The sequence below is a fragment of the Pirellulales bacterium genome (assembly GCA_019694455.1).
Taxonomy (GTDB): domain Bacteria; phylum Planctomycetota; class Planctomycetia; order Pirellulales; family JAEUIK01; genus JAIBBY01.
On the sequence record JAIBBY010000012.1, the window covers coordinates 1 to 20144 of the forward strand.

Annotated in this window: 11 protein-coding genes; 2 read left to right on the forward strand and 9 right to left on the reverse strand. The window is 63.4% G+C overall.

Annotated features, from left to right (window positions below):
- The 3 genes from K1X71_06870 to K1X71_06880 all read right to left on the reverse strand — a co-directional run.
- On the reverse strand, positions 1-1584 hold a 1584-nt coding region (locus K1X71_06870), incomplete at its 3' end, for a hypothetical protein (GenBank protein MBX7072856.1).
- Positions 1585-1895: 311 nt separating this feature from the next.
- Positions 1896-3314: a replicative DNA helicase gene (dnaB, locus tag K1X71_06875; protein ID MBX7072857.1), complete on the reverse strand. Its 1419-nt coding sequence runs from the start codon at positions 3312-3314 to the stop codon at positions 1896-1898.
- Between the two features lie 197 nt (positions 3315-3511).
- The gene (locus K1X71_06880) at positions 3512-5104 is read right to left on the reverse strand and encodes an amidophosphoribosyltransferase (protein MBX7072858.1); all 1593 of its coding nucleotides are present in this window, start codon (positions 5102-5104) and stop codon (positions 3512-3514) included.
- 277 nt (positions 5105-5381) lie between these two features.
- On the opposite strand from K1X71_06880, the gene proB reads away from it, so the two are divergent.
- The gene (proB, locus tag K1X71_06885) at positions 5382-6518 is read left to right on the forward strand and encodes a glutamate 5-kinase (protein ID MBX7072859.1); all 1137 of its coding nucleotides are present in this window, start codon (positions 5382-5384) and stop codon (positions 6516-6518) included.
- A gap of 23 nt (positions 6519-6541) precedes the next feature.
- Here proB and typA read toward each other — a convergent pair whose 3' ends face one another.
- The 4 genes from typA to K1X71_06905 form a co-directional block, all read right to left on the reverse strand.
- Positions 6542-8368 carry a translational GTPase TypA gene (typA, locus tag K1X71_06890; GenBank protein MBX7072860.1) on the reverse strand — a complete coding sequence of 609 codons (1827 nt, stop codon included), beginning with the start codon at positions 8366-8368 and terminating at the stop codon, positions 6542-6544.
- A 241-nt stretch (positions 8369-8609) separates the two neighbouring features.
- Positions 8610-10013, reverse strand: coding sequence for an MFS transporter (locus K1X71_06895; protein ID MBX7072861.1), 1404 nt, complete (start codon positions 10011-10013; stop codon positions 8610-8612).
- Between the two features lie 272 nt (positions 10014-10285).
- Positions 10286-11017: a hypothetical protein gene (locus K1X71_06900; GenBank protein MBX7072862.1), complete on the reverse strand. Its 732-nt coding sequence runs from the start codon at positions 11015-11017 to the stop codon at positions 10286-10288.
- 189 nt (positions 11018-11206) lie between these two features.
- On the reverse strand, positions 11207-13486 hold the full coding sequence (locus K1X71_06905; GenBank protein MBX7072863.1) for an acetylxylan esterase: 2280 nt from the start codon (positions 13484-13486) through the stop codon (positions 11207-11209).
- A gap of 423 nt (positions 13487-13909) precedes the next feature.
- Here K1X71_06905 and K1X71_06910 point away from each other — a divergent pair, with 423 nt between their 5' ends.
- Complete coding sequence (locus K1X71_06910) at positions 13910-15739, forward strand: redoxin domain-containing protein (protein MBX7072864.1); 1830 nt, start codon at positions 13910-13912, stop codon at positions 15737-15739.
- 59 nt (positions 15740-15798) lie between these two features.
- Here K1X71_06910 and K1X71_06915 read toward each other — a convergent pair whose 3' ends face one another.
- Both K1X71_06915 and K1X71_06920 read right to left on the reverse strand, forming a co-directional pair.
- Positions 15799-17475 (reverse strand): SGNH/GDSL hydrolase family protein, encoded by a 1677-nt coding sequence (locus K1X71_06915; protein ID MBX7072865.1) that lies wholly within the window; start codon positions 17473-17475, stop codon positions 15799-15801.
- Positions 17472-20099, reverse strand: coding sequence for a tetratricopeptide repeat protein (locus tag K1X71_06920; GenBank protein MBX7072866.1), 2628 nt, complete (start codon positions 20097-20099; stop codon positions 17472-17474). Before K1X71_06920 ends, K1X71_06915 begins: the two co-directional genes overlap by 4 nt.
- Between the last annotated feature and the right edge of the window lie 45 nt (positions 20100-20144).

Below are 20144 nucleotides of genomic sequence, written 5' to 3' on the forward strand. Positions count from 1 at the left end.
CCGACCCGTCGCATTGGCCGCCACGGCGCCGGCAACGGGGCGCAGCGCGCCGGCGCGGCCGCGCGGCACGTATTGAAAGCTGTTGTCTGGCCGCTCGACCAGATCGACGATCCAATCGTTGTCGCTCGGCGGCTCGACAATGCCATCCTCTGGATCGGGGCTTTGCCCGCGGAAGTTGCCGGGATCCTTCGGCTTTTCGGCGTAGCTCTCCAGCTCTTCGTCGCCGTCGGGCGCGCGGAACACGATCTTCGGCGGCTCGCCCCCTTGCGTGGGGTCGACCATGAAGATGCCCGACGCCTTCAATCGGCGCTCGCTGTCGCGAATTTTGCGGATGTCGGCGATGTCGCCCGGACGCACGTCAAGGCGGTTCAGCACCGTCATGCGTCGCGTGTGCGGATCGTCGCCTTGAATATGCACGTTGATGGCGCCAATCCGGCAGCGCGCTCCTTCTTCGATCTTGTAAACCAGGTCCACTTCCCCGGGCTGTTCCAGAAACCGCGTCTCGGGCTGAATGGCCGCGAACAGGTAGCCTTTGCGGCCGTACTGCTCCTCGATCGCGGTCACGTCGGCGCTGAGTTTGGTCTGGTTGAAGTAATCGCCGCTGACCAGCGTCATGGGCTCGCGCAGTTGCTCAACGGTGCGTTTGGTGTTGCCGATGAAGTTGACGTTGCGCACCTTGTAGCGCACGCCTTCGCTGATCACGAACTGCACGGTCGCCCACTCGTGGTCATCGTCGTACATGACCTCCGGGGCGATCTTGGCCTGAAAATAACCGAGCGCGCGATAGTACGCGGTCAGCGCGTCGACATCGGCGTCGACCTTGTCCTTTTCCGCAAAGCCCTTGAAGCCGGCAAAGAGATAGGGAATCCGCAAGAACGGCTTCTTGGTCTGCACAAGCTGCTGCAATCGTCCGTCCGGCGCCAGCTTGGGATCGTTGCCCACGAAGCGCACCTTGCCGACGCGTTGAATCGGCCCTTCGTGGATCATGAACACGGCGCCCTGATCGCCGGGCTTGGTTCCTTCGGTGGCGGTGACCACGGCACGCGAGTGTCCTTTGTCGCGCAACCATTGCTCGATTTTTCCGCGCGCGTCCTCGACCGCGTAAGGATCGGCGGAATCACCCGGTTTGATGCCAGATTGCTTGGCCAGGCTTCTGGTCTTCACCTTGCGGTTGCCGGCGTATTTGACATACGCCAGTTTGGGGCGTTCGATCACCTGGTAGGTCAGCACCACGCCACCAGCCACCTTGGTGTACGTGGGCCGCACATCCAAAAACCGTTTCGAGCCGTGCAGTCGCCGCACGTCTTCTTCCACCATCCGCGGGTCGAGCGGACGGCCGCTGCGGGTGCGCACCATGGCGCGGATCTGGTCCAGAGAGTTCTTCGCGTGTCCTTCAATGCGCACGTCAACGACCATCGGCATCGTGGGGTCGACATACACGGGGCCCACCAGATCGGGATGGACATGCTCACCGCTCTTGCCGCCCATCAATTGCGGCGGCGGCGCCATCCCACCCGGCCCGCCACCCATTCCCGGCGAGAATTGGGCCCAGGCCGCGCACGGTGCCGCACAATACAGCGCCATGGCCAGCGCGATTGGCCGCCAGCTTCGCAGTACCGTACCAGGGCGTAATGCCATCCAGTGGCTTTCGACGTGTGTGCGGTAGCGCGGGTGCGCAAGAACTAGAAACGACGCCAGACTGTCACCCCTCGCGGCGGCCACCGGTCTGCGCGCAAGCTGCGACCGACCGGCGGAGCGCCATAGGGGCGGCTAGAAATATCCGAACCCCCCGCCGTCGGCAAGGCGAACTTCAGATCGATTGAGTCGTGGCAGTCTGGGCGAACTTCGATGGCCGTTTGCCGTCAGTTCACGCCGCGCTTGCCGCTGAGCGGCCGCTAGAACGGATTGAATTCTTCAAAACGGGCGGCGGCGCGGTCGGTGAAACGGGTGTACTTGTCTTCCCAATTTAGCTTGACGTCCCCAATCGGCCCGTTTCGCTGTTTCGCCACGATGATCTCGGCCAGCCCCTTGAGATGCTCCTTGCTGCCGCCGGGCTCCAGCTCGTCGCGGGTGGCGTAATACTCCTCGCGATGAACGAACATCACGACATCCGCGTCCTGCTCAATGGCGCCCGACTCGCGCAGGTGGCTTAGCCGCGGCCGATTCTCCTTGCTCGTTTCCGCCTGCCGATTGAGCTGCGCCAGGCACAGGACCGGCACCTTGAGCTCGCGCGCCAGCCCCTTCAGCCGCCGCGCGATCTTGGCCACCTGCTCCTGTCGCTGGTCCTTTTGATTGTCTGGTTCGATCAATTGCAAATAGTCGATCACGATCAGCGACAAACCATTTCGCCGCTTCAATCGCCGGCCAGTGGCCGCGATCTCCGTGACGTTGCGGCTGGGCGAGTCATCGATATAGAGCGGGGCCTCGCTCAACTCCGCGCTGGCGGCCACCAGTTGCCCACGCTCGGCCGCCGAGATGAATCCGCTGCGAAACTTGCGGCTGTCGATCCGCCCGTGCGAGCAGAGCATGCGCTGCGCCAACTCCAGACGCGCCATTTCGAGGCTGACGAACAGCACCGGCTTCTTTTCCTTGAGCGCCACATGCTCGGCGATGTTGGTGGCGAAGGCCGTTTTGCCCATGCTGGGCCGCGCGGCCAGGATCACCAACTCCGATTCGTGCAGTCCGCCGGTCATCTCGTCCAGATCGGCGTAGTGCGACGGCACCCCGGTCGCCCGCCCATGTTCCAGCCGCTTGTCGATGTGGTCGAAGGCCTCGATCAGCACATCCTGCATCGGCTTGACTTCGCCCCCCCCTTTTTGATCGTGAATCGCGAAGATTTTTTCTTCCGCGCGATTCAGCAGATTCCGCGGCTCGTCGGTGGGATCGTACGCCTCGCGCAGAATCTCCGTGCTGGCGTGGATCAACGAACGCAGCGTCGCCTTGTCGGCCACGATCCGCGCATAGTACACCGCGTTGGCCGCGGTGGGCACCTGCGTCAATTCGTACAGATAGGCCATGCCCCCGATATAGTCGAGCTCGTTGGCCTGCTTCAGCCGGTCGATCAGCAACAAGGCGTCGACCCGCTTGCCTTGTTCGTGAATCGCGACCACATGCTCGAACAGCTTGCGGTTGGCGTCTGAGTAAAAATCGTCCGACTGCACCTCCATCACCACGTCGTCGCACAGCACGGGGTCGATCAACAGACTGCCGATCACCCCTTTTTCCGCCTCCAGGTTGTGGGGCGGCAGCCGGTCCAATATCTCAGAGGTTACCCGCGGGCTGGCTTCTTTACGGGGACGGTTCGCCGTGGCCATAACTTCGCGATCCTTCAGGCGCCATGCTGGCGGCGGTTGCCGCTGCTCCTAGTCCACAACACTTGCCGCATGATAACGCCGGAGGCACGCGTCACAAGGAGCGGCGGCGCCAATTGTGCCGCCGGCCGAAATCCACCCCACATCCTGCGCTCTTGACTGCGCCCTTGACCGCGGCGCCAAGTGTCAAACCGTGCGCACTAATGCGCTTCCACGGCCCTGCGACCGCGATGCCCCAGCTCATACGTGCGGCTGGAGCTTTGCTCGGCGTTGGCCAGCGCAATTTGATACAACTCCTGACCGCACGGCGTGGGATAGCTCCCGGTGATGCACGCCTGACAGAGCTGGTCGCGACCTAGTTGAATTGCCCGCGCGATCGAATCGACGGGCAAGTAGCGCAGCGAGTCGGCGCCAAGTTGCGCGGCCATCGCATCTTGCGCTGCTTGCGTCAGTTCGTTCCCTTGCAAGAACTTGGGAGCAAACAACTCGCTGATCGTCGACATGTCGATGCCGTAAAAGCACGGCGCCACAATCGGCGGACACGCCACGCGCACATGAATTTCGCGCGCGCCTCCCAGATCGCGAATGCGGCGCACCAGGCTCTTGAGCGTGGTGGAGCGCACGATCGAGTCTTCGACCAGCAGCACGCGCTTGCCCGCCAGCACCTCGCGCAGCGGCGTGTACTTGGTTTCGACCTTGGTCTTGCGGTTGCTGCTCCCCTCGATGAAGGTGCGTCCCGTGTAGCGATTGCGAATCAACCCTTCGCGCGACGGAATTTTGAGCCGATACGCCATAGCGTCGGCCGCCGCTTTGCTGGTGTCGGGCACCGGCACCACAATGGTGTCGTCGTCAATCGGCACGTCTTCCAAGCGCGCCAGTTCTTCGCCGAGCACGGTCCGCGACAGGTACACGCTCCGCCCATCCAGCGTGCTGGCGACGTTGGCGAAGTAAATCCATTCAAAGAAGCAGTGTGCCCGCCGCGTGCTCGGCACAAACTGCTCGATTTGCAGGCCGGCCGGGGTGATGCTCAGCGCCTCGCCCGGCGCCAACGCGTGAATTGCCTCCGCAGCAAAGCCGAGGTTGAGCAGCGCCACACTTTCGCTGGCGGCGGCGAACAGCGCGCCGTCGAACGCGTAGCACATGGGTTTGATGCCGAGGGGATCGCGCACCACGCACATATCGCCGAGCGCATTGAGCATGGCCAAGGAGTAGGCGCCGTCGAACTTGCTGCAAATGTTGCGAAAGATATCGACCATCCGCGGCCGGCGATCGCCCGAAAGCTGATGTCCTATCTGATGCAGCAAAATCTCGGTGTCGTTTTCACGCGCCAAGTAGTTGCTGCCGTCGCTCAGCAACTGCTCGCGCAGTTCGGCGTAGTTGGCTAGTTGCCCATTGAAGGCAAAGGCGAACCATTTGTGCTTTTTGAGGTGTGGGCTTTCGTACGGTTGCGCGTAGGATGGCTCCTCGGCGCCGCAGGTGGCGTAGCGCACATGTCCGATCGCGGCGCGGCCGGCGTTGTCGCGCATCAGGCTCTCGAATTTGCCGCGATGGCTCATCCGAAAGACCTCGCTGACGCTGCCCAATTCCTTGTAGGTGTTGAGCAGTAGCTTGCGGTCGGGGTTGTAGGTGGTCATGCCGGCCGAAAGTTGGCCGCGATTTTGAATGTCCAAGAGCATCCGCGGCATCAACCGCGAAATCTGGTCTGGACCCTCCGCCGGACAAAGCGGGCTCGGATCGCGACCCGGCAGGTGATAGAGGGCGGCGACGCCGCATTCGTGTCGCAGTTCGCTCATGCGTGGTTGACCGCCGCCATCCTGGGGCGGGTCCGTGGGGGAGGTGAGGGAACCTGCGGCCGGAATGGATTGTCCAAACCGCGATGGAAGCCGCCGCTCATTCGATTGTAGGAAGCAACGCCTTTTGACTCAACTTGCCGAGCGTGGTTGCGACGCTCGAACGCGGCAAATCCGCCACAATCGGGCCAGAATCGCGGGGCTACTGGCCACCGGCCGCCGGACCGTTATCGTATACGAACTTGCCCGCTTCCAATTTCCGCGTCGCGCATCTGCTCACATGGCCGATCTCGTTCGTCAAGAAATCGCCGCCACGGCCCAACTGGTGGTCATCAAGATCGGCACCCGGCCGCTGACCAACGATCAAGGGACGCTCGACGAGCGCCGCGTGCATGCGTTGGCCGAGGAAATTCACGCCGCCATGCAGTCGGGCAAGCGGGTGGTGCTGGTCAGTTCTGGCGCGGTGGGCGCCGGCATGGGGCAACTCGGCCTCAAACAGCGGCCCACCGACCTGGCCACCTTGCAGGCGGTGGCGGCGGTCGGTCAAAGCTACCTGGTGCAGGCCTACGAACGCGCCCTGCGAGCCCACGGCCGGCACGCCGCGCAGATTCTCCTCACGGCGGAGGATTTTGACGACCGCACTCGGTATCTCAACATTCGCAACACCATCGCCGCCCTGCTGCATCTGGGCGCCGTGCCGATCATCAACGAAAACGACACCGTGAGCGTGGAGGAACTGCGCACCACGTTTGGCGACAACGACCGCCTGGCGGCCATGGTCACCAATCTGATGCGCGCCTCGCTGTTGGTCATTTTGAGCGATGTTGACGGCCTTTACGACCGCGACCCCACTGACCCGACGGCGCAGGTGCTGCCGACCGTCACTCAACTCGACGAATCGATCGCCGCGCTGGTGAAAGACCGCCAGACTGGATTAAGCAAAGGGGGCATGGCCAGTAAGCTGGCCGCCGCCAAGATGTGCACCGCCGCCGGCGAGAGCGTGATCATTGCCAGCGGCCGTAGCGACGGCGTCATCTCGCGCATTTTGCGCGGCGAGTCGGTCGGCACGCTGTTTCTGGCACAAGGCGCCGCGCTGCGCTCGCGCAAACGCTGGATTGGCTACACGGCCCAGCCACGCGGCTATCTGATCGTCGACGACGGCGCCCGCCAGGCGATCACCGCCCAGGGACGCAGTCTTTTGGCGATTGGCGTCCGCGACTGCGCGGGCGACTTCCACAAGGGAGACCTGGTGGGGCTGCGCGATTTAGCGGGCGTCGAGTTCGCCCGCGGACTGTGCAATTACTCGTCGTCCGAAATGGCCCGCATCAAGGGACTGAAGAGCGACGCCATCGCCGCGGCGCTGGGATACAGTCCTTATCAGGAAGTCGTGCATCGCGACAACATGCACGCCTTATAGCCAGGACAACAAGGGAACGCGGGCTAGGCCATGATCGACGCCCGCGCCCGATTGGCGCGACGGCGATCCGCCTCGCTGAGCAGAATCTTGCGCAGCCGCACCTTGGTGGGCGTCACCTCGACCAGTTCATCTTCTTCGATGTACTCGAGCGCCGCCTCCAGTGTCAGGATGCGTGGCGGCTTGAGGATGATGTTGCGGTCGCTGCCCGAGGCCCGCATGTTGGTCAGCTTCTTTTCCTTGGTGGGATTCACGTTCATGTCGTCACTGCGGCTGTTTTCGCCCACGATCATCCCCTCGTAGACTTCCTCGCCCGGCGCGATGAACATCTCCGCGCGGTCTTGCAGGCCATCGAGCCCGAAGGCGACCGCCTTGCCGCCGACCATCGAAACCAGCACGCCGTTGGCCCGCGTCGGAATATCGCCCACCAGCATTTGATACCCCTCGAACCGATGGTGCATGATCGCGTTGCCTTGGGTCGCGTTCAAAAGCCGAGTCCGCAGACCGATCAGTCCGCGCGCGGGGATCGAAAACGCCACATGAGCGAATTTGCCGCGCGTCGACATCTCGATCATCTGGCCGCGCCGCGCCCCCACCAACTCCATCACCGAGCCCAATTGCTCGGGCGGAACTTCCACGATCAGCGACTCGAACGGTTCCTCCGTCACCCCCTCGTGCACGCGGGTAATCACGCGCGGCTTACCCACAGACAGTTCAAAACTTTCGCGCCGCATCGTCTCGATGAGCACCGACAAGTGCAACAGGCCACGGCCCGAGACCAGAAAGCTGTCGGTCCCTTCCAGCGGCCGCACCTGTAGGGCCACGTTGCGCTCCAGTTCGCGGTAGAGACGTTCGCGTAGATTGCGGTTGGTGACGAATTTGCCCTCGCGTCCGCACAGCGGCGACGTATTGGCGGAAAACACCATCTCCAAGGTGGGCTGATCGACTTCCAATCGCGGCAAAGCCACGGGCCGCTCCACGTCGGCGATAGTGTCGCCAATCTCCACGGTCTCGATGCCGATCACCGCGCAAATGTCGCCGGCCGTCGCCTCTTCGACCGCCGCCCGCCCCAGCTTGTCGAAGACGTCGACGCTCACTGCCCGCTGCGTGCTGGTGCGATCATCCGATTGCAGCAGCGCCACCTGCTGCCCTTTGCGGAGCCTGCCCGACTGGATGCGGCCAATGCCAATGCGGCCTACATACTCCGACCACTCGAGCGTGGTGACCAAGAGTTGCAATGGCCCGTCGGGGTCGACCTCTGGTCCCGGAATGCGCTCCAGCACCAGATCGAGCAACGGGTGAATCGACTCGCTCGGCTGATCGGGATCGTGCGTGGCGAAACCGCCGCGGCCGCTAGCGAACATGTACGGAAAATCGGCCAGGTCGTCATCGGCGTCGAGTTCCAGAAACAGGTCGAACACTTCGTGCAGCGCCTCGTGCGGGCGAGCGTCGGGGCGGTCGATCTTGTTGATCACCACAATAGGCTGTAGCCCACACTCAAACGCCTTGGAAAGCACGAAGCGCGTTTGCGGCATCGGCCCTTCGGCCGCGTCGACCAGCACCAGCGCGCCGTCGGCCATCCGCAGCACGCGCTCGACCTCGCCGCCAAAGTCGGCGTGGCCCGGGGTGTCGATCAGGTTGATCTTCACCCCTTTGTAAAGCAGCGCGATGTTCTTGGCCAAAATCGTGATGCCGCGCTCGCGCTCCAAATCGTTGGAGTCCAAAATGCAGTCGCCCACCAGTTGGCTCGCCCGATACTCGCCGCTTTGCCGCAGCAGGCAATCGACCAGGGTTGTCTTGCCGTGATCGACGTGGGCAATGATCGCGATATTCCGAATGTCGCTACGACGCATGCGTTGCTCAAACCAGAAAAGAGGACCGGAAGCACGGCGGCACAGGCCGACGCGCTAACGAAGGGCGGGAACATGCCGCTTGAGACAGAGGGCGTTCGCTGGGAACTTCCGTGAGCGAACCCAAGCGGCGTCAGGTGGGCAGTAAAATATAGTATCAGGCCAGCCCGCAATAGGCCATGCCAGTCAAAAAACCGCCCCCAGGCCACAACTGGCGACCACGCGACATGGCCGGTGTGTCTCGTCACGCCGCATTCGATTCCACCAACTCGGCGGCCAGCCTCGTCGGCTCGTGCCGGCCGCTGGCCAGCGATCCGCCGCGGACGGCCGGGTCGACGCGCAGGCTCCGCCCGGCAACCGCCGGCCAGCTTGGCGCCGCCTGCGCATTGCCGGCGCCGGCCGGCGTCGGCACGCGCATCAGCAATGTGACCGAGACCAGTCGACACACCGAAGACGCCGCGAACACCGCCAGATAGGCGCCGTAATTCTGCCCTAGCGCCGCCAGCAGCAGGCCGCCCCCCAACGAGCCGACTACCGTGGCCAACGAGTTGGCGAAGTTGTACGCCGTGAGCATGCTCACACGATCGCGCTCGGGAATGGCGTCGAACAGCAACAAGAACATGGCCAGTTCGTAGGCCGACCAGCACACGCCCGACGCCGTTTGCACCAACATAAGATACGGAAACGACCGCGAGACGACCCACAGCGACGCGATCGGTATCACCCCCAGACCGCCGCACCACATTAAAGCTCGCGCGCCATGCCGCTGGGCGACTCGCCCCCACAACGGAGCAGCGGCGATCTTGGCAATGTACGAAACGCTGACCAGCGCGGCGTAACCCGCATAGGGCAGATGCAGTTGCTTGAGCATGAATGGGGCGAAGTACGGCCCCGACACCTGCACCGAGGCCTGAATCGCGATCAGATACACCAGCAATCGCCCCTCGCTGGAACCGCGAAACCGCGCCACGATGTCTTTGGTGGCGAGCCGGTGATGATGTAACCCGCGCAACTCGGTCTGCCGAGCCAGACAGGCGGCCGAACCGAGTCGCGAGATCATCGCCAAGGCGAACACCGCGGCAAACGTGATGAGCACGGCGTTCCAATGCGCCGCGGCCTGCAGCGCGCACCCCGCCAGCAAGAAACCGGCCAATAGCGCCCCCTGACTGGTGCGCGTTCGCAGCGCGAAGTAGCGTGACCGCAACCGCGTTGGCACCAGCCGCCCCACCCAGGTGTTCCAGGCTGGCATGGTGGCCATCCCAGCGCCCCAATAAAGGCCAATCGCCAAAAAGAGCCCGGCTGGGTGAATAGCCCCTACGGTCGCCGCGTAGGCCAACGGCGCGAACGACAGCGCTTGCAGCGCCGCGCAAAGCACGACCCACTTGCGATACGAACCGGCGAGGCACACGCCGCGCGGCGCCAGCAATTGCAACACCGCCCCCAAGAACAACGGCACGGTCGTCACCAGACCGCTCGCCGCCTGCCCCACGCCAATCGCCAGCGCGAACGGCGCGAAGTAGTTCTCCCCCATGCCGACCATGGCGCTATGCAACGCGCCGTCGGCGCGGATCGCCAGCAGGTTGTGTCGCAGCGTCGACGGTTGAGCTTGGCTCTCGACCCGAGAAGTTGGCGAAGCGATGGAAATCACGGTCTTTGACGCGCGCAGGCAAATTAAATCGGTTCGATTCGCCGGCCATGCGCTCGCTGGTCGCATCCGCAAACAGCGGGCGTGGCCGTGGATGTAACCAATCGGCAGATTGCGCCCGCCAGCCGCTCTATGAGACGCTTTTAATGCGCGCCAGAAGCGTGCGGTCTAATTCCTTCGCGGCGCTAGCGGCCCCAGAGGTATTCATCCGGGCAGCGCGAGGCAAGAAAGGGACGAACGCCAATGCGGCCTTTGCGCTCAGAATCATGCGGTTGCTAGCGCACAGGCGTCGGCGCCATGGCCGTGAACGTGGCCGGCGGCGAAGGCGCTGATGCCGGAGGCGCGGCGCTGGTCGCCTTCTCCTTTTTGCGGCGGGCAAGCATCGACGGTTCGCCAACGATGTTCTCGCTTTCGCCCGTGGTGATTGCCAGCTCTTCGTGAACGCTGCCGCTGTTGGTGCCGCCAAAGCCCAGCACGTTCCAACTCTTGTGGTCGGCCCGCGCGATCGAATAGCCGCTGTTGACCACCGGCGACCTGGTCTTGGTGTCGTACGCCACGACCGCCAGCTTGGCGGTCCCCATGGCGCGTATCCGCTCAAATAGCGCCAGCTTCGGCACTGAAATGGGCGATGGCGGAGGCAGCGGAATCTCGGGGATGCCGAAGAACAGATCGGTGCGATCGGTTCCCACGCCGCCGCTGGCGACTTCCAGAATCACGTCGGCGCCTTCGGCCTTTTCGGCCAATGTGCAGCGATTTTGCAACAGCCGCTGCCGCAGCGCGACCAGCACATAGTTCTTGTCGACGCAATCGAGGTACTTTTCCTCGATGTACACCTTGGCGCCGCTGATCGGACTCAGATCGATCTTCTGCAGCGAGCGGTCGGCCGCGCTAGAAATGAGCAGTTGCTCCACGCCGGTGCGCGCCGTGTCGGTTTGCTTCATCGTCGCGCAACCGCTGGCAGCCACAGGCAGCATGAGCATCGCCATCCCCAACAGCCGTTTCCGCATCGCTGGTCTTCCTCTGCCCGCTAGCTACGATTGCGCACGAATTGCCTGCCGCGTTGAATGGGCAGCCGCTGCCGGTCATATCGGCCATCGGGAAGGGGATGATTCAATGAACTTGTCCGCGCGCATGCGCGCGCTGGCAAGACAGCAGTCGACCGAACGACTGCAACTCGCGGCCGCGCGCCGCTGCGGCTAGCGTCCGTCGGCGTTGGGAAACATCAACTGCCGGCCAAGAAACTCAAATGTGCCGACGCCGTGAATCGTGTGCGGGCCGTCGAAGAACTCAATTGTAGTGCGGTCCGGTATTTTGAGCGCGGCGTACAAACGCCGCACCTTGGCGTACTCGTAGGCCACCCACTCGTCGGGCGCCACCCCGTCGTCGTGCCCACGTTCGACCATGAAGGGGCGCGGCGCAATGAGCGCCGCCATCTCTGCATAGTTAAAGGTGTTGCCCAGATCGAACTCCACCATCTCGTACTCTCCCGTCCCCAGGTAGCTGTACTTGGCGCGGTTCGACACGTTCTTCCAAATCCATTCGTTGAAGTCGGCGGAACAGATCGACAGGCAATATTTCTCCACGAGCGCCGGCACGCGCATCGCCGTCTTGCCGCCATACGAAAGCCCATAGAACGCGATCCGCTCGCCATCCACCATCGGCAAGCTCGCCAGCCAATCCACCGCCTGGCGGTGTTGCGGCACGATGATCGAGAACAGCGACTTCCGCAGCGGGTTCGCCTTGCGCTGCAACGAACGAAAGCGATCCTCGCCGATGTACGGGTTCTGCGGCGCATAAGTGATGTACCCGCGCTCCGCCAATTGGCAGGCGAACTGGTGATAGGCGGGATTATTTACGCGCGGATCGGCCACGTCTTGCGGCCGCCCCTCCAGCCCATGCTGGCACACCACCACGGGGCGCCGCTCTCCTGGCCGAATGTCCTTCGGCACGAGCAGGATGCCGTAAGCAAATACGTCGGGGAACACGTCGAGCAGCACTTCGTACCCGCGGTACTTCGGCTGGTCTTCAACTTGCCGCGAGCGTGGGCGTGGCGGCAGGCGTTGGTCCGCAAACTCGCCGATCACCTCCTGCGAAAAGTAGTTGCGATACCACTCGGTCGATTTCTGCCAGTTCTCCAGTGAGCTTGCATCGGCGCGATTCCAAAACTCGCGCCGAACATACTCCGATTCGCGCATGAGGAACTGCGTGTACTCCACCAATTCTTGAAAACGCCGCGCATGCTCGCGGCGATAAAAACCTTCTTCCGGCCGCACCACGGCCGTATCGGCGTCCGACGCCACCGGCGCATCGCCAGAGCCGACCAGTTCCAGCAGACGGTTGATCGCTCCGGCCGATCCAGATGGCCCGGCGCCGTCGCCGCTGGCCACCACCTCGACGACGGGCGGCGGCGTTAAGCCTTTGGTCAGTTGTCGCGCCCGCGCCGCTTCTTTTTGCACGGTCTGGAGACTGGGCGTTTCCAGGCGACCGGGCGCGGCGCCGCGCTTGCCGTCGGCCGGCTGTGGCGGACCCGCCACCGGCGGAAACGCGCACGCCTCGATCAAGAGGGGGCGCGGCGCGATGAGCGAGGCGATCTCGGCGTCGCCAAACTCCGTGAGCAGTCCCCACACATTGCGATAGATCGGCTCGCGCCAAAGCTGTTGCCGATCATCGAAGTAGCCGCTCACCAGCGCCAGATCGATTCGCGGATCGACCGCGGCCGCGTACAGGGCCACCAGCCCCCCTTCGCCATAACCGTAAATGGCGATCGGCCGGCGCTGGCCGCTGCGCTGTTGCGCTTCAAGTAGCTGCGTCACTATTTGCGAGACCAGATCGATCTCGTAACCAATGATGTGGCGCCCCATCTCATACGCCTGCCGATAGACAAACTCGCGATGTGGTTGATTCGTGCGCCGCTCCCCTCCCACGAGCGAAAGCTCATCCGACCGGTTGATCAAAATTGGCGCGACGACTCGGCAATGTCGCGCGAGCCATGCTGGCACGCCTGCCCCCGCCTCGGCGTCGGCCAGCGCGATGACGTCGGCCATTGGCTCCCCGGCGGGAACTAATATCAAGCCTCCATCGACCTGCCGCGTTTCAAAGCCACCGGCCGCTTGCTGTGTGGCGCCGCGCGCCTCTTCGAGCGACGCCAGGTCCATGCCCTTGGGGATCCCCAGCGGATGGCGCAAAGGTTGCTCGCGCAAGCCCAATATCCGCCGCAAGCGTTGTCGGTTTGGCTCAATCGATCGAAGGTACGCCTCGTGCGACGACAAGTCGCGCCGCCAATGCCGTGCGCGACTCTCGACCGACTCCGCCGTCAGCCGGTCCAGAAACTTGTGGCAGCCGTCCACCATCTGGGCCGCCAGGTCCCCCTCGACGGTCAGCGGCGCGGTTCCGGCAAGTGGCTCCGCTGCTGGCAACGCGCCAGCGAAGGTGAGACAAACAAGAAGTTCGATTGCTAGCAGTCGCGTACCGAGCATGAAAAATCTCAACAAGGATTGCGCTGGACCGAGCGAAAATGAGTCTATGGTGAGCCGCCAGCCGATGGAACGTCCGGCGCCTCCACTGAGCCAACCGCACGGCGCCGCCACAGGGGGGGATTCGTCGGGCGAAATATGGCGTCACCCATCAAAATATCAGGCCGTCCGCGTCGAATAATGGTCAGCGGTTGGCCCAGTCACGAACCGCCAAGACTCGGCTATGTATGACGAAATTGCCCACATATAATGTGACACTTGCACAATTTGGCCGGTTTTGTCCCCAGACCATGCCGTAGGCGCAATAGCCTGCGGGGAATCGCCGGTGGAGTACGCGCGCACAAACTGTGCTGGCGCCCATCTGTTAGTAGGCTACCTACCTGTCGGTTTTGGACCGCCTGTTTCGCTAACCGAGGATGTTGAATCATGCGACACTCTGCTCATCGGATTGAGAGCGTTCGCCTGTTGTTGGCGAGTTGCGTCGTTCTGTTTGCGGCCTACCCGCTAGCGGCAGGCGAGGCGGTCGAGTCAGATCGCGTGGGACGCCAGATCGAGGGTTTTGAGCTCCGCGACTTCTATGGCAAGACGCATCAACTGAGTGATTACGCGGGCGCTAAGGCGGTGGTCGTCGCCTTCCTCGGGACCGATTGCCCGCTGGTCAAGCTCTACACGCCGCGGCTGATCGACCTGGCCAAACAATACGAAGCCAAAGGGGTCGCCTTCCTGGCCATCAATTCCAACCATCAAGACACTGTCACCGAGATCAGCGCCTTCGCGCGTCGGCTGGAAGTTCCTTTCCCCATCCTGAAAGACCCAGATAGCGCCGTGGCCGATCAGTTCCAGGCGGTGCGCACTCCCGAGGTGTTCGTGCTGGATGGCCAGCGCGTCGTTCGTTACTGGGGCCGCATCGACGACCAGTACGGCATTGGCTTTCAGAAGAAAGAGCCGGCTCGCCGCGACCTGGCCCAGGCGATCGACGAGACGCTCGCCGGCAAGCCGGTCAGCGTGGCCGTCGCCGCCGCCCCCGGTTGCCTCATCGGCCGCACGCAAAAGGTGGCCCCGCGTGGCGACATCACCTACACCAAGCACATCGCCGGCATCCTGCAAAACCGCTGCGTCGAGTGCCATCGCGAGAAAGAGATCGCCCCGTTCCCCCTCACCAACTATGACGAAGTGGTGGGCTGGGCCGACATGATCTGCGAGGTGATCGATCAGGGACGCATGCCCCCCTGGTTCGCCGATCCTCGGCACGGCGAGTTCAAAAACGACGCCCGCATGACCGACGAAGAAAAGGGCCTGATCCACCAGTGGGTCGATAACGGCTGTCCCGAGGGAGACGAAAAAGACCTGCCCGAGCCTCGGCAGTTTGTCGAAGGCTGGCGCATTGGCGAGCCGGACGCCGTTTATTACATGGACGACAAACCGTACGACGTCGAGGCCGAAGGGGTCGTCGAATACCAACATTTTGAGGTTGACCCACAGTTCACGGAAGACAAATGGATCGTCGCCGCCGAGGCGCGCCCTGGCAATCCCAGCGTGGTGCATCACATCATCGTTTTCGTGCAACGCCCCGGTGACTCCCCCGGCGGTGGATTCAGCGAGGGCGCACAGATCGGCTACGCCCCCGGCATGCCGCCGCGCGACTTCGAGAAAGGGCAGGCCATGCTCGTCCCGGCCGGCTCCAAATTAGTCTTTCAGATGCACTACACCCCCAACGGCGTCGCCGCGCAAGACCGCAGCTACGTCGGCTTCAAATTCTGCGACAAGAAAGACGTCAAGCAGCGAGTGAAAGGCGCGGTGTGCGGTAATTTCTCCTTCGAGATTCCGCCCGGCGACGGCAATTACGAAGTCAAAGCCCGCAAGCGCATTCGCCGCGACACCTTGCTGGTCAGCATGCTGCCCCACATGCATCTGCGCGGCAAGGATTTCAAGTTTGAACTGGAGTATCCAGACGGTCGCCGCGAGGTGCTCTTGGACGTGCCGAAGTACGACTTCAACTGGCAGCTTTGGTACAACTGCGCCGAACCCAAGTTGTTGCCCAAGGGCTCCAAGCTGTATTGCACGGCGCACTTCGACAACTCGGAGGAGAACCCCTTCAACCCCGATCCCACAGACAGTGTCACCTGGGGGGAACAGACGTTCGAAGAGATGATGTTTGGGTTTATGAGCGTCATCGACCCCAATGAAGACGTGAACAAACTGGTTGAAGAGGAAGAAGTCGACGAAGACTTCAAGGGTCGCCGCGTCGCCTTCTAACGCTCTGTTGAGTAATCGCCACCCAAGAAGCCCCAGAGGACCAAACTCTGGGGCTTTTTTTATGGCGACTCCAGCCAATCCAAAGGGGGTAGCGCCACGGCATTGCGCTGGGGATTCGTCAGTGGCTGGGCGTCGCTGAACTGATCCAGATGCGTCTCGATCATCGTGGCCAGCGACAATTTGCGGGCGATGGTCGCCTGCGCCAGCGCTTCGGTCGCGGTATGCACAGCGTCTTTGAATCGCCCCGCCGCCGCTTGCGCCGCGGCCAGCGCATCGAGCGACAGCGGATCAGCCGCACTCTCCCCGGCGCTGGCCTGCTGTGCCAAGCGCAGCGCTTCCTCCGGGTTTCGCAAGCTAGTGTCCTGGGCCGTCGCCAACAGCCAGGCCAGTTCGCGCGCCGCGGCCGCCGCCTGGGCATCCAGTTGCGCGGCCTGCCTCAATTCGCTCACGGCGTCCTGCTCTTTGCCGGCCAAGAGCAGGCAAAAACCACTCCCCAAACGCGCTAACCAAGACTCCGCATCGAGTTCGCTAGCCTGCTGGTAGTGCTCCAGCGCCTGGGCCAACCTGCCTGGGTCAACCGCGGGCGCCGCCATGCCCGCCTCCAGCGCGCAGCGGGCGAGCGCCAGCCGCTCACCGAGCGCCGTCTGCTTGTCGGCTAGCCGCGCCTCGGTGTCGGCGTGCAAAGTCACACCGCGCAAGTGCTGTTCCAAGCGCATCGCCATCCGGGCGTAACCGAGCGGGCTGGGGTGCATCACATCGGCGGGCCAATTCCAGTTTTCCGCCTGGCGCCAATCGAAGGCGATGTCGGCCACGTCGCCCCCTTGCCTTCGCAGGCTCTTCAAGGCCGCGCGCGTATTGGCCGACTGACTGAGGCCCGCCAACAAGAATGGAACCTCGCTCGCCGCGCATAAGGCGCGTATCTCGCGCAACAGCGCCTCGGTCGTCGCATGGCTTGGCACGGTCCGCAATTCCCACGCGTTGTACGACTCTTCCAGCGCGTTGACCAAGGCCGACGATCTCAATAACGGCGGCTCGGTGTAGATTGTCTCGGCCAGCGTCAGTTGCAACTTGCCGGCGCTGTCGAGCCGCACGTAGGGCTGCGTCATCGGCCCCAAACGGCTGAACGTGTTGATGATCTTGCGCCGCTGCCGCACCAAGGTGTTGCGCAAATCGTGATCGTCGAAGTACAACACCACGACGAGCCGTGGCCGCTCGCCGGCGGCCAGCGCCGCGCGCAGCCGCACATAGGCCTGCACCGTTCCATAACCTGGCGCGCTGTAGTTCACCACATCGTAGGCCGGCATCCGCCGCTGCAACCGCCACGCCATGCTTTGGTCGTCATTCACGGCCTCGCCATAGGTGAAAGAACACCCGCACAGCCAAATCTCCGGTCGCGAGTCTTCCGGCGTGAGCCGATCGCCCGCTTCTGAGATGCGCCTGCCGTCGGCCAGATGCGTCACGGCGTATTCGTAACCAGTGCGCGAGCGAATCTGAAACGCCCCTTCGCGCGGACGATACCCCAGCGTCTGATCGCGAACGAACAGGCTTCCCCCTGGCGTGACGGAGACATTCGCGATCGGTATCCGCCACGGCTCAAACCCCAGCACGCGCAACGCGACTTCCGCCATTACAACGCTCGCCACCAGCAACAACAGGGCAAAGGCCAGCAAAAAGCCGATGCGGCGGCGCCCTGCGCGATTGGTCGACATGGCGAGCTTGTCCGCCTTCTGGCTCATGGCGCCGCCGGCACGGTCGCCGCTCGAAGCTCCTCCAACCGCGAGCGCAAAGACGCTGCGTCCATTCCCTTCTCCGTCGCCACGGCCACCGCCTGCTCCTGCGCGGCAACCGCCGCGCTCGGGTTTCCCGTCGCCGCATAGGCCGTGGCCAATGTGGCCAGCGCCACCGGGTCGCGCCGCTCGGTCTTCAAGCACACCTCTTCGGCGTATTGCACCGCCGCCGAAGGATTGCGCACCTGTGGGTCGTCCGCCGTAGCGAGAATTTGCGCAATCGCGTGGACGCCAGGCAGCCAATCGGGACGATTGGCCAGCGCCCCGCGCAAACGGGCGACCGCCTCGCGCGCCCGGCCGTGCTGCCCCCACCACGGCGCCACCGCCGCCAGCGCGTTGAGGAGGTTAGGATCGTTGGCCAGCGCTTGCTCATATGCCGCCATCGCGAGTTCCGTCTGTCCCACACGCGCCAGCGCCAGCCCCAAATGATAATGCGCCTGCGCGTGCGACGGCTTGATTGTGACCGCCCGCCGAAAGGTCTCAATCGCCTGTTCGTTCTGGTTTTCGGCAAGTTGGCAAACGCCCGTCTGAAATAGCGCTTCGGCATGATCGGGCGCGCTTTGCAGCGCTTCGGCGAATCGCGGCAGCGCGGCGTCGATCTGTCCGCCCTGCAAGTAGGCCAACCCCATCAAGTACTGTCCCTGAGCGAACGCCGCCAGCGGCGCCGCCTGCGACTGCGCGATCGCCTGCCGCACCACCTCGCTGGCCTGCCGCAACGCGCGGTCGCTCTGTCCATTCTGAATGAGCGTCTCCGCCAACTCGATTCGCGTCGACAAGTCGTCGGGCGCCCGTCGTAATCGCGCCTCGAGCATTTCGATTCCATAGTCGGGCATGCCCGACGCCGCTAAATGCCGCGCGCGCTCGCGCCAAAGTTCCGGCGGCACGCCTGCTGGCGCCACCGCCCACAAGCGATCGATGTACCACAGATCGAGCGCCCGCGGATTGCCCTTCAGCGCTGAAAGATCCTTCTCGAACACCACCAGCGGCGGCTCAATCGCATCGCGATACAAAATACGGTCGCCTTTGTCGATCGACGGCGCCGAGATGGGACCATAGCGATGACTCGGATTCTCCGCCGACACAAACACCAATCGCGTGGGATGATCTTTGAACATGTCGAGCGGATTCTTATTGTTCGGCTTGGCCAGCGGCATCATGCCGTAGCACGGCAGCGGGCGGCTCACATAGCCCAAGTTGGGCCGCGCCAGATAATAGCTGTAGGGGTAGCCCACCACGATCGGGGCGCCGTCGGATTCGCGCTCAATCGCCTGCATGGCCGCCATGCTCGATCGCAAATCGGCGAGGTACTCGCGACTACGCTCCAGTAGCCCGCAGTGCCGCCGATTGGTCAGCGGTTGCGGCAACAAACGGCCGTCGGCGTTGTACACATTGAGCGCAACCATCGCCGCCGGCAAGGCGATCAACAGGCGCCGCCACTCAGGCCGATACAGCAGACTTCCCAGTAGTAGATAGCCGAGCGGCACGGTGACGAACATATAGCGAATGACATACACCCGCGTGTACAGCACCATGGCGGCCAAGTCGCCCACGATCAAGATCGCGCTAAACACCAACTCGGGCCGCTCCGTGGCCAGTTGATGCGCGCTGGCGACGATCGTTTCCAGCCGCCGGCCGACGGCGCGCCGTCGCTGCCGCAAGCCGCGCCATGCCCCCCATGCCCCCGCCAATAGGCACACCACGGCCAGCGCCAACAGATCAGGGCAGGTGTGAATCACATTGATCCACCACGAATCGGCGAATCCCATCCGCCGCAACCGCACATGCACGCCCCCCCAACGGTAAAAGGCGAACGCCGCGACGACGACCGCCAAGTTCACCAACAGACCAATGAGCAGCGCCCGACGCTTCTCTTGATCCGCTTTGACTAGCCAACCGGTCGTCAAGCGCAGCATGAGCAGGCAAATCACCGTCAGCCCCACGATCAGGCCGGTGGGCTTCATCATGAACGAGCAAGCGCCCGCCAGCGCGGCCAGCGAGAAGCGTTCCCGTGTGACAGCCAGCAGCGCCAGCATGGCAAAAGCGGCCATTGGCACGTCCATGCCGATCATCTCCACCTGCGCCATCGCCATCGGCGTGGTGATGGCCGCAGCGCAGACAACCGCCGCGAACCAGCGATCGGTCCTCGGCGTCAATAGCTCGTAAAGCACCGCCACAATCAGCGCCGCGCACAAGAACGACAGCAAATGCGTCACCACAAACACTGCCGTCGTGGGCAGCGTTTTCATCAGCACGGCGATCACCGTCGGCATGGCGCTGGTCATATAACAAAAAGCGCCGCCGTCATTCGCCGCCGGCTCATGCAGGCGCAATCGCGTATAGTCGAAGTTCGTTTCGGCCAGAAAATCGGCCTCCCAGAACAGCCCCATCGCCGTCTCATAAAACGGCGGCAGCGGCAACACCTCGCCGCGCCAAAGCAACAGCGCCGCCAGCGTGATCGCCGTGACCGCCAAGAGTCGCAGCGCCATCGGTCGCCACGGGTCGGCGCTGGCTGCGACGGGCGCCGCGATCGCGGAACGCGGCGGGGGCGGTACGTGCGATCGCTTTTTCACCATGAACCAGCGCGGTGCAATGCCTGGCCGGACGCGCGAAGTCTCGAT

Coding starts and splice junctions, on each gene's coding strand:
- K1X71_06905 (MBX7072863.1), bottom strand. CDS start 13,486: ATGCTCGGTACGCGACTGCTAGCAATCGAACTTCTTGTTTGTCTCACC.
- K1X71_06880 (MBX7072858.1), bottom strand. CDS start 5,104: ATGAGCGAACTGCGACACGAATGCGGCGTCGCCGCCCTCTATCACCTG.
- K1X71_06920 (MBX7072866.1), bottom strand. CDS start 20,099: ATGGTGAAAAAGCGATCGCACGTACCGCCCCCGCCGCGTTCCGCGATC.
- K1X71_06915 (MBX7072865.1), bottom strand. CDS start 17,475: ATGAGCCAGAAGGCGGACAAGCTCGCCATGTCGACCAATCGCGCAGGG.
- dnaB (MBX7072857.1), bottom strand. CDS start 3,314: ATGGCCACGGCGAACCGTCCCCGTAAAGAAGCCAGCCCGCGGGTAACC.
- proB (MBX7072859.1), top strand. CDS start 5,382: ATGGCCGATCTCGTTCGTCAAGAAATCGCCGCCACGGCCCAACTGGTG.
- K1X71_06910 (MBX7072864.1), top strand. CDS start 13,910: ATGCGACACTCTGCTCATCGGATTGAGAGCGTTCGCCTGTTGTTGGCG.
- K1X71_06900 (MBX7072862.1), bottom strand. CDS start 11,017: ATGCGGAAACGGCTGTTGGGGATGGCGATGCTCATGCTGCCTGTGGCT.
- typA (MBX7072860.1), bottom strand. CDS start 8,368: ATGCGTCGTAGCGACATTCGGAATATCGCGATCATTGCCCACGTCGAT.